Origin of the sequence: Mycobacterium intracellulare ATCC 13950, assembly GCF_000277125.1 — a bacterium.
Classification (GTDB): Bacteria; Actinomycetota; Actinomycetes; order Mycobacteriales; family Mycobacteriaceae; genus Mycobacterium; species Mycobacterium intracellulare.
Map to the genome: position 1 here is coordinate 3047979 of NC_016946.1, position 13098 is coordinate 3061076.

Below are 13098 nucleotides of genomic sequence, written 5' to 3' on the forward strand. Positions count from 1 at the left end.
CTCTACCGAAGTCCTTCATATGACATCGGTGTAAACATCACAAACCGGCGCGGGTCGGCGTGTCGCGGAGGCTTTTCGCCCGGATATCGGGCCAGTGTTCTTCGATGTAGTGCAGGCATGCGGCGCGGTCGGCTTGCCCAAAAACTACTCTCCAACCGGCGGGAACGGTAGTAAAAGTTGGCCAAAGACTGTGTTGTTCTTCGTTATTGACCAGGACGAAAAAACTGCCGCCGTCGTCGAACGGATTGAGCTGCATTGATGGACCCCCTAACACCGAAACGAAACTCCAAGCGCTGCGCACCACACGAAGTACCGTGCGGCACTTAAGGATTGAGCCGTCAGGCTCGATCAGATGCGGTCGAAAACGGCGCCCGTGAGTTTGGACGCGGTGGCAACTGAGCCATGACGGCCATGGCAGACCCCCTACCCGGGTAGGCCACACGAACGTCAATGTTGCCATTCACGCTCCGCGGTGTACCCCGGCCGCTCGTTTCGAAACATTTGAATTACGTTCTCACGTAAGACATTAACAGCGGCCGTTGTTGCACTCGTGTCTCGCTGTCCAGCAAACAACTTTGACGCTCGGCACCGTTGACATCGCCACGACACGGGTGCCTTACCGTCCTTTTTCACAAGCGACCTAGGGAAATAATGAATTTGCCGGCCCGGCATTCCTGGCGTCGCTTACGTGAACGAAAAATATTTGCCTCTGGCCCCGTCCGGCGGCTCGGCGCGCGGCGCCGTGGCCGCGGCGTAACCGATAAACCCGCCGCAGCTGCGGGCCGAATCATGGCCTTAACAGCCTATTCGCGGCGCGACGATTCTCAGTAGCCAATTGATACCCGGCGACACAGTCCGTTTGCCGCACAGTGCAAAAACGTACGGACGCTTGCTAAACCGCGATTAGCGCCCCGCCAGCAAGGTCGACACATCGAGCTTCGCCGTAGCTGTGGCGAGTCGGATTGCCACGGCGGCGTTCGACCAAGTGGTGCGTTTGCTTTCGGGCGTGAAGCTGCGCGCCTACGGCTGGCTACGTCTGGCGCACGATTCAACCGGCCGTTTTGGCCGGCGGGACCGGACAACCGGCAACCCCGGGGCCTTGTGATTGATCTCACGGGCGCGCTTGCACACCGCTCGTCGGCTTCGCCCGAATCCGTTGACCAAGATCAAGATTCGGCGCACAGCGGGCTCATAGCTTCGGGCGGGCCCCGCTCCGCCGCGGCGCCATCCGGTCGCGACCCGTCGGCGTTTAAGCGCCGACAGGTGCGGGTAGAGCTGCGGCCATGTGGGGGTCAGTGCTGGGCTTGGGAATTCTGGCTGCGCTCAACCCGGTTCGTCTCGGGCTCGCCCTGCTGATGATCTCGCGGCCACGGCCGGGACCGAGTCTGCTCGCCTACTGGATCGGCGGGCTGACGGTATGCGTACCCGAGCTCTTGCTCCCCCTGATGCTGCTGAACTTCACCCCCATGTTCGGGCACATCGCGCACGGTTCGTCTTCCCCTTCTACGGGCGCGACCCTCGGAAAGGTTCAAATCGGCCTCGGCGTGATCGGGCTGTCGATCGCGGCGGCGATGACGGTGCGCTTCGTGACGCGCCAGCGGGTGGCGCAACCCTCGCCCGACGCCCGATCGCCGGCACCGTCGTCAGCCTCCGCGGCGCCCATCGCCATGCCGCGGCTGCTGACCCGGGTCCAAGATGTCTCGAGCGACGACGGCTCCCCCGTCCGGCGCCTGCTCGGCCGCATCCACGACGCATGGGAGGGCGGGTCGTCGTGGGTCGCGTGGGTGATCGGGCTGATTTCGGTGCCGGTCGACGGCGTCCTCTTCATCGTCGCGATCATCATGGCCTCGGGCGCGTCGCTCACCGCACAGTTCGGAGCCGCCATCGCGTTCACCGTCCTGATGTACGCCGTCGTCGAGGTGATCCTCGTCGGGTATGTGGTCACGCCGGCCAAGACGCAATCCCTGCTCCGGGTGCTGCACGACTGGGTGCGGACCTACCACCGGCAGATTTTGGTCATCCTGTTCACGGTGGTTGGGGTGTCGCAGCTGGCCCAGGGTCTGCACATCGTCTGAGCCCCGATCGCGGTCCGCCCCGTGCCGGCGGCTCAGGCCGAGCGCGGAGGGCGCTTCGTCTCGACCAGCGTGCGGGCGATCTGCTCGACCCGGGTGTTCGTCTGCTGCGAGAGGCGGGTCAACAGGCCGAACGCCCCACCGGCGTCGATATTGAATCGTTCCATCAGCACGCCCTTGGCCTGCCCGATCACGTCTCGGGTCTCGATGGCGCGCATCAGTTGCTTGTTCTCGAGGGCCAGCGACTCCTGGCGCTGAGCGTAAAGACTGGCTTCCACGGCGCTGACGGCCTCGAGCGTGTGCAGCAGCTCGGCCGGATCCCAGGAGTCACCGCGCTCGACCTCGCGGGCCACCTCGGCAAGGAGCTGGCTGCTCTCGGAGACTTCCTTCACGCAATGCACCACCCCCACCAGCTCGCCATGGTCGAGCAGCGGGGAGTTGGTCGGCCTCCACACCTTGGGCAGGAATTCGTCGGGGGCGGCGGGATCGGGGATGTCGTAGCGCTGCAGCCGCATCTTATGGGTGTGGCCGGCGCGCATCGCGATCTCGAGGGACGACGCGAGGTTCGACGTCCCCGTCGCCTGCGGGTCCTTGGGATTGTCGGGGAATGCGTCGAACAGGTATTGCCCGGACAACTCGCCGTGTTCCCGGAGCGCGACGCGCTCGTAGGCCCGGCTTGCCGCCCGGATCCGCAGGTCGCGGTCGAGCAGCACGCAACAGACGCCCGAGACCCCTTGGACCATCTCTCGGGCGATCGCGTCGAACTGCCCCTGGTTGCGCATTGTTTATGCCACTACCCGTTTGTAAAAACGCTCAACCACCGAGGATCGCCGACCCGCGGCTGGCGATCCGGGCCCCTCCGGCGCACTATCTCGCTATGAGACGAGAAGTGGGCGCCGAGATTGAAGTCGAAATCACTGCGGCCACGACGCTGGAGTTCCAGATTGCCGTTGCGCCGCACCCGCGTGCTGAGGTCTTCGAGTCGCTGCGCTTCGTCTTGAACGGAGAGCAAATCCGGCCCTTGGAGGTCAGCGGACTGCACGGCAACCGCATCCACAAGTTCGACGCGGAGGTCGGCACGCTGCGCGTGGACTACGCAGCGACGATCGTGGGGCACACTGATCCGGCTCCGGTGACCGAATACGACCAGTCGATGTACCTGCGGCCGAGCCGTTACGCCGAGGCCGACAAGTTCTATGGTTTCGCCGCCACAGAATTCGGCAATGACCGCGATCCGACGGCGCTGCTGGAGCACGTCAGTTCCTGGGTGGGCACCAGACTCAATTACGTACCCGGCTCGAGCGATCCGATTGACGGGGCGGTGGACACCCTGCTCGCCGGCGAAGGTGTGTGCCGTGACTACGCGCATCTGGTCGTGGCACTTCTGCGAGCGGTCAGCGTGCCGGCCCGCTTGGTATCCGTCTACGCGCCCGGGGTAAATCCGATGGACTTCCACGCGGTCGCCGAAGCTTTCGTCGAGGGGCAATGGCGGGTGGTCGACGCGACGCTGCTGGCGCCGCGACAGACGCTGGTGCGCATCGCCACCGGTCGCGACGCTGCCGACACGGCCTTCCTCGATAATCACAAGGGCGCGATCACGCTGGATCGGCTGGTGGTCAGCGCCCTGGTGAACGGCGAATTGCCCCGGGACTCGATCGACCAACTGGTTTCGATCCGCTGAGGTCAGCCGCAAACCCGAACACCGTGTCATCGCATTTTCGATGAAATCCGCTGCGCCACGGCGTGTTTGCGCCACGGCGACGCCAAGAGCCGCGTCGCAAGCCGGTGGCAATCATGATTCGCGCTCGCGTTCGGACACGACCGGAGTAGTGTAAGACCATCGGCGATACCTCGAACGTGACGAATCAAAGCCATGTCATCGTCGATTCGAATGATTTGGCCCACTTCGCGGCCAAGACGGGAGCGTCAATATGGCGCCGCATGACGACCACACCACTGCCGGGGGCCGGCATGCCCCGCCGCTACACACACCGCGCCTGCGCCTGAAACCGAAGTCGCCCCGCAGCGGGTATGTCGATGGAGCGTGGTGGCCGCATAGTGACGACCTGACGGCGGAGCTGCCAGATCTGCTGGCAGTGCTATCGGTTCGGCTTGGTCCCGTGGGTCGTGTCATCTACAACCTCACCGAATGGGCAACGGCGCCAGCAAAATTGGCGTTCGGCCCGCAGACGGTACGGCTCGACGGATACCGCCGCCAGCCGGTTCACACCGTCGAGGTGCTCGGGCTCAATCGCCAGAGAATCACCCTCCTGGTGGTTTCACCGCACACCGACGAAAACGATGCGCACACCGTCATGATGACCGCGGCCGGCCCGAACAACGCCTTGACGGTCGCGAACCTCATGATCAGCGGGCAAAAAGTGGACGCCCGCGAGTAGACCATGTCGGCCACATCACGCATCAGCGCCGGATTCGACTGACCCTGTTTAACCTGACTTCACGGTGCATTTTCGCCGACCATGCGCGTTGCAGGCGGCCCGAATTATTTTGACTTGGAATTTTAGGTCGGTTTAGTTGGTGGCCGCTTTGATAGCGGGACCGGGGTGCGCAGGAGGGGTGTATGCTCGCTAAATCGGGACCTGCCAGGTCCCCAAATCAAAAAGGCCGCGATGTCTGATAAGTCCCCCCGGCAAACCATGGGTAAGAAATCGGGTAAATCCCTGAAAGAAAAACGAGCGGCGAAGCGCGGCAAGGCCGCCGAGATCTCGCAGGCGGAAGCCCTGCTGGTCACCAAGAAGCGCTGAGGCGACGATCTTCCTCGATAGCGCCCGTTTATCCGTGATCGGATGCCGCAGGTCCCCAGCGTGCGTGCGCTAATTAACCCCCGCTACTTTTTCGCTGGATTGTGTTACGGTTGACCCGGATGTAGCTAATTTCATCCGCTCCGAAAGAAAGCGAAATTCGTATGACACAGGGAACCGTGAAATGGTTCAACAGCGACAAGGGCTTCGGATTCATCGCCCCCGACGGCGGCGAAAAGGATGTATTCGTCCACCATTCTGAGATCCAGGAAAGCGGCTTCCGCAGCCTCGAGGAGAATCAGCGCGTCCAGTTCGAGATCACCCAGGGGCCCAAAGGCCCCCAAGCGGTGGGAGTGACCGCCCTCTAGCGGTGGAGCACGAAAACCCCTGGGACTGAACGCATTCCACACGGCCCAAGGGCCGGTGATGCCGTTGTCTCGGCCGCTGGACTCGTGCGCCCGTCGAGATACGCGGGGCGCCAATCCAAAAGCCCCCTTATTGCGTCCGCACTGCGCGCTAGGCGGTGCGGCCCCCCGGCTGGCCTCGTCTACCGCGGGTGAGCATCGCCGTCGCCAACCCGCGTCGCCTCACGTCAGTGTCCGCGATTGCTACGTGCGGCCGGCCCGCGGCGTCCCGAAATCTAATCTCGGACGCTGTCTCTGGCGCGTCGTCGGCGGTCGCGGACAAAAATCGGTCGGGCAGCGCCAATTTGCAGATCGTGCGGACGGTGAGCAGGTACTGCCGGAGCAGCGGACCGGTGGTGTAGGGCAAGTCGTATCTGACGCACAGCGCGCGAACCCGTTGAGCGATCTCGGGGTAACGATTGCTCGGTAGATCGGGAAACAGGTGGTGTTCGATTTGATAGCAGAGGTTTCCGCTCATGAACGCCAACGCCGGACCGGCTCGGAAGTTGGCGGTCCCGAGCATCTGCCGGAGATACCATTCGGGTTTCGTCTCGTTCTCCAAGACCGACGGGGTGAACTTTTCCGCTCCGTCCGCGAAGTGACCGCAGACGATGACCGCGTACGCCCACACGTTGCGTAACCCGTTGGCCACCACGTTCGCGCCGAGCGTGCGGCGCCATCGACGTCGGCCCAGCGCAGGAAAGAAGACGTAATCCTTTGCGGCCTGGCGAGCCATCTTGCGGATCATCACCCGTTTGTGGGCAGATCTACCGGCCTCTGTTGTCTCGCGATCCCGCACCGCGTACAGGCCATGCAGCGCGACGCCCCATTCGAATGCCAGCGCCAGCAACACCGCGCGCAACGGCTGCGCCAGGGCGCTCGGCTCCCACTCCTGATCGCGCGTGACCCGCAGGACTCCGAATCCGAGGTCGTCGTCCATGCCCACGACGTTGGTGAACATGTGGTGCAGGTGGTTGTGAGAGGACTGCCAGTGCTTCGAGGGACCGACCATGTCCCATTCCCAGGTACTGGAATGGATTTCCGGATCGTTCATCCAATCCCACTGACCGTGGCTGATGTTGTGGCTGAGTTCCATGTTCTCGATGCACTTGGCCGCAGCCAGCGCTGCGGTTCCGAGAGCCCACCCGGCCTTCGATCTGCTGCCGATGAGGGTCAGTCTGGCCGCGACCTCCAGGCATCGCTGAAAGGCGATGGCCCGACGGATGTAGTCACGGTCCTTGGTGCCGCGCGAACCTTCGACGTCGCAACGGATCGTGTCCAGTGCGGCCGCGAGGTTCTCGACGTCGTCATCGCTGAGGTGGGCGTATTCAGGTACTTCGGTAATCGCCATGGAATCAGTGAGATTCGGGCTGAGCGGAGGCATGCGGACAGGGCGGGTTTACGAACCGCGGCAAAAGGGGTCACGTCCGATCTTGTGGGTGGTTACGCGCGAGTGGCGAGGATCGACGCGAGGTCAGATAAGCGGCGAACTTCTCGATCTAGAAAAGCGGCCCGCGGGTTTGGGCGGCACGGCGACGCGTCCGGGACCTACCGGTCCGGTGGACGGCCGTATCATCTGTGTGAGAGCACCTGCCTGATCGGCTCGTGGGTTGGTCGATACCCGAGGCTACATGAGTTCTCAAAGCCTTCGGACTCATCAGCGTCTTCCACTCGGTGATAGCCGCTCAAAACAAGCCCACGGGCACCGGAGACCCCCGGCATCGCAGAGCCAATAGTCTGGTGTTTTGGACGCCTGCGCTTTTTGAGAGGTGACGACATGCCCGCACCGTCAGCCGAGGTCTTCGACCGCCTGCGCCAGTTGGCCGCGATCAAGGACGCCACCGCACGCCAGACCAAGACGATCGACGAGGTCTTCACCGGCAAGCCGCTGACCACCATCCCCGTCGGCACGGCCGAAGACGTCGAAGCCGCCTTCGCCGAGGCGCGCGCGGCGCAGGCCGACTGGGCGAACCGTCCGGTCAGCGAGCGCGTCGATGTCATCAGCCGGTATCGCGACCTGGTCGTCGAGAACCGCGAGTTCCTGATGGATCTCCTGCAGGCCGAGGCGGGCAAGGCCCGATGGGCCGCACAGGAGGAGATCGTCGACCTGGTCGCCAACGCGAATTACTATGCGCGGGTCTCCGCGGACCTGCTGAAGCCGCGCACGGTGCAGTCGCTGCTCCCGGGCATCGGCAAGACCACGGTGGGTTACCAGCCCAAGGGCGTGGTCGGGGTGATTTCGCCGTGGAACTATCCGATGACCCTGACGGCGTCGGACTCGGTGCCCGCGCTGCTGGCCGGTAACGCGGTGGTGCTCAAGCCGGACAGCCAGACCCCGTATTGCGCGCTCGCGTGCGCCGAGCTTTTGTATCGCGCCGGCCTGCCGCGAGCGCTCTACGCGGTGGTGCCCGGACCGGGCTCGGTGGTCGGCACCGCGATCATCGACAACTGCGACTACCTGATGTTCACCGGCTCGACCGCCACCGGCAGGCAGCTCGCCGAGCACGCCGGCCGGCGGCTGATCGGTTTCTCCGCCGAGCTCGGCGGCAAGAACGCGATGATCGTCACGCGCGGCGCCAACCTCGACAAGGCGGCCAAGGCGGCCACCCGCGCATGCTTTTCGAACGCGGGCCAGCTGTGCATCTCCATCGAGCGGATCTACGTCGAGAAAGACATCGCCGACGATTTCATCGGCAAGTTCGGCGCCGCGGTGCGCAGCATGAAGCTGGGCTCCGCGTATGACTTCTCGATTGACATGGGAAGCCTGATCTCCGCCGGCCAGCTGGACACCGTAACCGACCATGTGGACGACGCGAAAGCCAAGGGCGCCAAGGTGATCGCCGGCGGCAAGGCTCGCCCCGACCTCGGGCCGCTGTTCTACGAGCCCACGGTGCTGACCGACGTGACGCCGGAGATGGAGTGCGCGGCCAACGAGACGTTCGGCCCGGTCGTCTCGATCTATCCGGTGGCCGACGTCGACGAGGCGGTCGAGAAGGCCAACGCCACCGAGTACGGGCTCAACGCCAGCGTTTTCGCGGGTTCCTCCGCCGAGGGCCAGCAGATCGCCGCCCGGCTGCGGTCGGGGACGGTGAACGTCAACGAGGGTTATGCGTTCGCGTGGGGCAGCCTCGGCGCACCGATGGGCGGGATGGGCCAGTCCGGCGTCGGGCGCCGCCACGGTCCCGAGGGCCTGTTGAAGTACACCGAATCGCAGACGATCGCGACCGCACGCGTGTTCAATCTTGATCCGCCGCTTGGCATTCCGTCGACCCTGTGGCAGAAGTCGCTGTTGCCCATCGTACGGACCGTGATGAAGATTCCCGGGCGGAACTGACCTTCAGCCGCTTGGTGCGGCCCCATTGCCAGGGTGCTACTACAACGCGTAGTATTCGGGCATCTTGCCGCGCACAAGGGGGTGCCATGTGAGGTGGAGTTTCGCCCAGGTCGGGCTGCTGATCATTTGTGTTTTCCACGTCATTCAGGCGGTGATCGGCTTCATCATGAATCCCAGTTTCGCGATCGGGCCCACCGCGCCGACCGTCCAGCTGTTCGGAATGGACTACAACGGGTGGCATGCCGTCGCCGGCCTTGCGTTGTTCGCTCCAGGCCTGGTCTTCGCGATGCGCAAGTCGTGGTCCGTGTTGTATCTGCTGCTCGCCGCGATCGCCGGTGCGCTGCCGGGCATTTGGGCGTTCTTCTCGCATCGGGTCGCGTTCGTGTTCACGTTTCCCAACAACGTCACCGACGCGGTGGTCCACCTGGTGACCGCCGCGATCATGGTGGCGGTGGCCGCCGTGCAAATCCGGATGGACGGCGGGCTCAAGCAATCGCTCGCCGACCTCCGGAAGGCGCGGTAGGTCTTCAAATGCGCCGTTGCGGGTAGTCCTTCGGTCGACGAAGGAGGTTGCGATGGGCAAGCACTCGGAAAAGGATGACGACGAGCCGAAGGGCGGCCGTCCCGGCCCCGCGGATCACGGCCACGAAGGCGGCATGGCCACTCGCGAGAACGCGCCGGAACTCACCGACCCGGACCGTGAGGACTGACCGGATAAAACCTACTTGGAGGGGTTGCGGGCTTCCTCGTAGCGGATGGACGCCACCAAAGCCACGGCGAGCAGGAACAGCAACGGCACGAACACCATCGGGTACGCGGCGACAGCGGCCATGGCGATGAGCGAGCCGGGCACCCCCAACGTCAACGCGGCCGTCGGATGCTTCTCGCCCATGCTGACGATCCTCGCGGGCGCCGCAAACGCGATCGCGGCCTGCTGATACCGATCCGCCCACTCGCCGTAGTACGAGCGGCGGGTCTGTCGGCCGCAGGCCACGCAGTTGCGCCCGTAGGAGTAGCGGGTTTTGAGGCCGCAGCCCATGCAGGTGTGGGTTGTCATCGGGCCCATGCTCTCATCACGGCGAGCGGCCGCCGCGGGCGAGGCGTTCGCCGCCGCCATTCGTAGGCCTGGTCGGGCTGACAGGATTTGAACCTGCGACCACTTGACCCCCAAGTATGTCTCCTGCGTCAACGCGTGTTCGCTTGTGGTCGATTTCCGAGGAAGGCGGTTTTCCAACACTGGCTTACGCCCGCTGACATCACCTAAAGGGCGTACAAAAGGGCGTACCTGGCGGCTTTGGCTTCCGCAGGAAAATTGTGCGCGCATTCGTCGTGAGCGTGAGGCGTTGGGCGTGCCCTGGCATGCGCCGCGCGACATCGCAACCTGACTGATCGCGGGCACTCCAACCGCTCCTCCCAGCAGGGGCATAGTCGGTTCTACGGTCACCCGGCCGCCAACGGAGTTATAACCGACGCATGATTGGAACTTTGCAAGCGCTTCTGGTAGCCGTCTTCGCGGTGCTACCGGGCGCCTTGTACACGCTTGCCCGCGAAAGTTTTGGTGCAACTTGGGCATGGCGACAAACCGACACGGCAACTCAAATTTTCCGCTTCCTCAGTGCGTCAGCGCTGTTTCATGCAATATTCGCTCCACTTACCTACATTGCGTATCAGACGCTTGTGGTCACTGATGCTCTCGCGTACGGCGACCGGATCTCGTGGTGGTGGTGGGCCGCCATAGGGGCGTATGTCAGCGTCCCTTATCTCTTGGGTTACACGACGGAGTGGTCGCGCGACTGGAAAGAATCCTCACGGCGCCTTCTGAAACGGCCGAAGCGCGGCGTCAAGGCGCTGCTTAGTTTCATCGGCGGGAAGGATCCGGAACCGCGGGCATGGGATTGGTTCTTCTCCAAGGGGCCAGTCGGGATCGTTCGCCTGCAACTGATGAATGAAGAGTGGAAGGCTGGGTTATGGGCCGATTCGTTTGCCAGCGGCTACGGGGAGGACGGCGATTTGTACATCGCCGAAACGTACCTCATCGAGAACGATGGACAGCTGCAACTCGAGGAGGACGGGCAGCCTATACCCGGCGGCGTCGGACTCCTGATCCGCTGGTCAGAAGTTAGATATCTTGAATTTAGTCCGTGGCTAACGGAGGAAACCGACAACGGCGAGGACGGGGACGATGGCTGAACGACCAACATCGAAGAGCGGCGGCGGCAAGGAACGCCAAGCTGGAGCAGGTCGCGTCGAGAAGCGCGTCGCGGACGGTGGCGGCATCGAAAAGAAGGGTGGTTATCCATCCGGGTCCAGGCCACAGAAGGGCACCCCGCCGGTGCCGGCTGCATTCACCTCAAAGCCTGCAAACACCACCCCGGCACCAAAGCCCCAACGGTCGCAAGGCTCATCCGAGTAGGCCTCGCCGCAACCTCATCCAGGTTGCTGCAAACTGTTGTGACGTCGGCAACGTCGCACTATCGGGACATCCGTCGCGGACGGCGCCGTCACGTAATCGTCCGAGACATGGATTACGTCCGATCTTGACCATGGGTGGGACCGAGGTTGGGTTGATCGTCGCGCTGCCTTGGTCAGAAGCGCACCCGGCACGAGAATCCTGTCGCACGGGTACACACCGGCTCACTTGTATTGCGGGTTGGCCTTTAGGAACTCGTCGAGATTCAGAACCGCTCGACGCAATGCACGTAGATCCTGTTCCGGTACTTCGACCCAGCCGCCGTCGGAGTCGTCTATGTCATCACCATCTAGATCAACCGCGAGTAGTCCCCGGGGCGCATTTTGGGTGTTGATCAAATCGACGTACGCGCCGTAGTCGATAACGTAGACGTCATACCGCTCGCCCGGCTCGTCTTGAGCGGAGTAGCCGCGGCGGACCAGGTGCAACACACGCGCGTCGAAAAGCGCAGTAAGAAGCCGCTCGCCTGAAGAGCGCTGATTGACCAAGAAGCCGCGGGCACGCTTCTCACGGATGACCGTATCAATTACCCAGTTGAGCAGCTCTATACCGCCGGTTACACCGCGCAGCGCAGATTCCTTATCCGTTTGGAACCACTGGCGGCTGGCGCGCCGCACCTCCGGCATCGATATCTGGCGATCGCCAGCCCGAACGGCCGCCTTCGCTGCGATGTTGATCGCGTCGCGCGGCACGCCTTCGGATGCGCGGACCAGCTCATCGAATACCCGCTTGCTAGTAAAGCCCATCGACACCAGATCACGCTCAGTTCGAAGGCCCGGCACCTGCTCTGCGTCGCTGGCCCCCGCCGTCAGATGCTTAAAAAGCAAGCCACGGAAGAAGTCTCGCGCCCGTTCGCGATCATGCTCGAACACCATGAAATCATCGAGATCGACGTTGGCAGCAAAATCGGCACCGAGCTCGATTCCGATGGTTTCGTTATTCGCCGTGGTCGTTCGAAAGCGCGTCTGCTGCTCGATCGCGGCAATTTTGACGGTGAAACCCTGAACTGGTGTTACGCAACGCACGAGGAATTCACCCAGGTAGGGCTGCATATCCAGGGGCACGCTGCTCCATTCATCCAGCAGAAGCCAGATTCGGCGGGCCCTCAGCGATTCCGCCACTGCGCGCAATGAACGTGCGATCTCGCCGAAGTTGAGGCTAGGCCGCTCCTCACCTTTGCGTTTCGCTGATTGCCTGTTTTGATCGGAATTCGACATTCCGACACCCGCCATCGCATTAGCGGAGAGCCGGGTTAACGAAAACCTTGCCCGCAGTGATGCTTTCTCCTTCTTCTCGTTTTGATGCTCGTAGGATTCTTCGACCTGCCCTCCCTCGACGCGCGTGTTGCGCAGGGCTTGGTCCAGGAAATCGAGGTTCTGCGCGATTGCTTCATCTGCGATGAGTTCGTCGTCGTTTAACACCGCCTCGAGGATCGCGTCGTGAACCTCCAAGAGGAGGTTGGCAAGGAGCCTCGATGTCCGCGCGATCGGCGAGGCGCGCTCCGGGTCGAACAACCCCTCGGCCGAGCCGATGATTCGTAGGTCAATGTAGATGCCAATATCCCCGTACTCGGCCCGCGTCGCAGCAAGGTATCTCAGGGCGTGCGTCTTGCCTGTGCCGCGCCTGCCGTAAAGGACTTGGTGATCAATAGACTCGAGGGCTGCAGCGACCCCAGAATCGACAAAAGTGTCGCGTAGCTGTGCACTCACCCGAGACTCCGCTCTACGTGGGACTCGGTTGAAGGCTCGGTTGATGTCGGAGACGCCTGGCACGTGACCACACTAGGACCATTAATCCTGACAATCGAGCAAGAGGACATGAGCGTCCCGTTCTGAGGCGCCAACGCAACGCATTGGAGGTTGTTTAGGCCGCGCGTGAATTCGCCGGCAAAATGGCAGCTCACCGTTGACCTCGATACTTGGTCGACGTCGGCTGTAAGTCGTATTGCGTGGGCGGCATCCCACGCGGATCCGCTATCAGAGCCTCGACCCACCGTGGCGTCCGCCCATCTTCTGGCGGCGCCGCCCGGTCCGGGGCACGTTTTACCCGCGCCATC

14 protein-coding genes are annotated in these 13098 nt (G+C 63.1%); 9 read left to right on the forward strand and 5 right to left on the reverse strand.

Annotation, left to right across the window (positions count from 1 at the left end; all coding sequences use genetic code 11):
* Positions 1-37: 37 nt before the first annotated feature.
* Positions 38-256: an MbtH family protein gene (locus OCU_RS50535; protein ID WP_014380278.1), complete on the reverse strand. Its 219-nt coding sequence runs from the start codon at positions 254-256 to the stop codon at positions 38-40.
* 1027 nt (positions 257-1283) lie between these two features.
* Here OCU_RS50535 and OCU_RS38975 point away from each other — a divergent pair.
* Positions 1284-2075 carry a GAP family protein gene (locus OCU_RS38975; RefSeq protein WP_026071367.1) on the forward strand — a complete coding sequence of 264 codons (792 nt, stop codon included), beginning with the start codon at positions 1284-1286 and terminating at the stop codon, positions 2073-2075.
* Between the two features lie 32 nt (positions 2076-2107).
* Here OCU_RS38975 and OCU_RS38980 read toward each other — a convergent pair whose 3' ends face one another.
* The gene (locus OCU_RS38980) at positions 2108-2854 is read right to left on the reverse strand and encodes an ANTAR domain-containing protein (protein WP_014380280.1); all 747 of its coding nucleotides are present in this window, start codon (positions 2852-2854) and stop codon (positions 2108-2110) included.
* A 107-nt stretch (positions 2855-2961) separates the two neighbouring features.
* Between OCU_RS38980 and OCU_RS38985 the strand changes: the two genes are divergently transcribed.
* From OCU_RS38985 to OCU_RS38995, 4 genes are all read left to right on the forward strand, one after another.
* Entirely contained in the window at positions 2962-3753 is a 792-nt protein-coding gene (locus OCU_RS38985; protein WP_009953999.1) for a transglutaminase-like domain-containing protein, read from the forward strand.
* Positions 3754-4003: 250 nt separating this feature from the next.
* The gene (locus tag OCU_RS51690) at positions 4004-4471 is read left to right on the forward strand and encodes a DUF5994 family protein (RefSeq protein WP_225332129.1); all 468 of its coding nucleotides are present in this window, start codon (positions 4004-4006) and stop codon (positions 4469-4471) included.
* 231 nt (positions 4472-4702) lie between these two features.
* A complete protein-coding gene (locus tag OCU_RS51785) occupies positions 4703-4837 on the forward strand; it encodes a hypothetical protein (RefSeq protein ID WP_014380282.1) in 135 nt (44 codons plus the stop codon).
* Between the two features lie 161 nt (positions 4838-4998).
* A complete protein-coding gene (locus tag OCU_RS38995; RefSeq protein ID WP_009954002.1) occupies positions 4999-5202 on the forward strand; it encodes a cold-shock protein in 204 nt (67 codons plus the stop codon).
* Positions 5203-5350: 148 nt separating this feature from the next.
* Here OCU_RS38995 and OCU_RS39000 read toward each other — a convergent pair whose 3' ends face one another.
* The gene (locus OCU_RS39000) at positions 5351-6589 is read right to left on the reverse strand and encodes a fatty acid desaturase family protein (protein ID WP_014380283.1); all 1239 of its coding nucleotides are present in this window, start codon (positions 6587-6589) and stop codon (positions 5351-5353) included.
* A gap of 426 nt (positions 6590-7015) precedes the next feature.
* Here OCU_RS39000 and OCU_RS39005 point away from each other — a divergent pair, with 426 nt between their 5' ends.
* From OCU_RS39005 to OCU_RS51790, 3 genes are all read left to right on the forward strand, one after another.
* Complete coding sequence (locus tag OCU_RS39005) at positions 7016-8572, forward strand: succinic semialdehyde dehydrogenase (protein ID WP_014380284.1); 1557 nt, start codon at positions 7016-7018, stop codon at positions 8570-8572.
* Positions 8573-8660: 88 nt separating this feature from the next.
* Positions 8661-9095: a DUF4383 domain-containing protein gene (locus OCU_RS39010; protein WP_014380285.1), complete on the forward strand. Its 435-nt coding sequence runs from the start codon at positions 8661-8663 to the stop codon at positions 9093-9095.
* 52 nt (positions 9096-9147) lie between these two features.
* Positions 9148-9282: a hypothetical protein gene (locus OCU_RS51790; protein WP_014380286.1), complete on the forward strand. Its 135-nt coding sequence runs from the start codon at positions 9148-9150 to the stop codon at positions 9280-9282.
* 11 nt (positions 9283-9293) lie between these two features.
* On the opposite strand, the gene OCU_RS39015 is transcribed toward OCU_RS51790, so the two are convergent.
* Positions 9294-9689 carry a hypothetical protein gene (locus tag OCU_RS39015; protein ID WP_014380287.1) on the reverse strand — a complete coding sequence of 132 codons (396 nt, stop codon included), beginning with the start codon at positions 9687-9689 and terminating at the stop codon, positions 9294-9296.
* A 356-nt stretch (positions 9690-10045) separates the two neighbouring features.
* On the opposite strand from OCU_RS39015, the gene OCU_RS39020 reads away from it, so the two are divergent.
* Complete coding sequence (locus tag OCU_RS39020) at positions 10046-10762, forward strand: DUF6338 family protein (RefSeq protein ID WP_041787068.1); 717 nt, start codon at positions 10046-10048, stop codon at positions 10760-10762.
* 444 nt (positions 10763-11206) lie between these two features.
* On the opposite strand, the gene OCU_RS39025 is transcribed toward OCU_RS39020, so the two are convergent.
* Positions 11207-12751 carry an ORC-CDC6 family AAA ATPase gene (locus OCU_RS39025; protein WP_198346183.1) on the reverse strand — a complete coding sequence of 515 codons (1545 nt, stop codon included), beginning with the start codon at positions 12749-12751 and terminating at the stop codon, positions 11207-11209.
* Positions 12752-13098 lie beyond the last annotated feature (347 nt).

Coding starts and splice junctions, on each gene's coding strand:
- OCU_RS50535 (WP_014380278.1), bottom strand. CDS start 256: ATGCAGCTCAATCCGTTCGACGACGGCGGCAGTTTTTTCGTCCTGGTC.
- OCU_RS38975 (WP_026071367.1), top strand. CDS start 1,284: ATGTGGGGGTCAGTGCTGGGCTTGGGAATTCTGGCTGCGCTCAACCCG.
- OCU_RS38980 (WP_014380280.1), bottom strand. CDS start 2,854: ATGCGCAACCAGGGGCAGTTCGACGCGATCGCCCGAGAGATGGTCCAA.
- OCU_RS51690 (WP_225332129.1), top strand. CDS start 4,004: ATGGCGCCGCATGACGACCACACCACTGCCGGGGGCCGGCATGCCCCG.
- OCU_RS51785 (WP_014380282.1), top strand. CDS start 4,703: ATGTCTGATAAGTCCCCCCGGCAAACCATGGGTAAGAAATCGGGTAAA.
- OCU_RS38995 (WP_009954002.1), top strand. CDS start 4,999: ATGACACAGGGAACCGTGAAATGGTTCAACAGCGACAAGGGCTTCGGA.
- OCU_RS39000 (WP_014380283.1), bottom strand. CDS start 6,589: ATGGCGATTACCGAAGTACCTGAATACGCCCACCTCAGCGATGACGAC.
- OCU_RS39005 (WP_014380284.1), top strand. CDS start 7,016: ATGCCCGCACCGTCAGCCGAGGTCTTCGACCGCCTGCGCCAGTTGGCC.
- OCU_RS51790 (WP_014380286.1), top strand. CDS start 9,148: ATGGGCAAGCACTCGGAAAAGGATGACGACGAGCCGAAGGGCGGCCGT.
- OCU_RS39015 (WP_014380287.1), bottom strand. CDS start 9,689: ATGGCGGCGGCGAACGCCTCGCCCGCGGCGGCCGCTCGCCGTGATGAG.
- OCU_RS39020 (WP_041787068.1), top strand. CDS start 10,046: ATGATTGGAACTTTGCAAGCGCTTCTGGTAGCCGTCTTCGCGGTGCTA.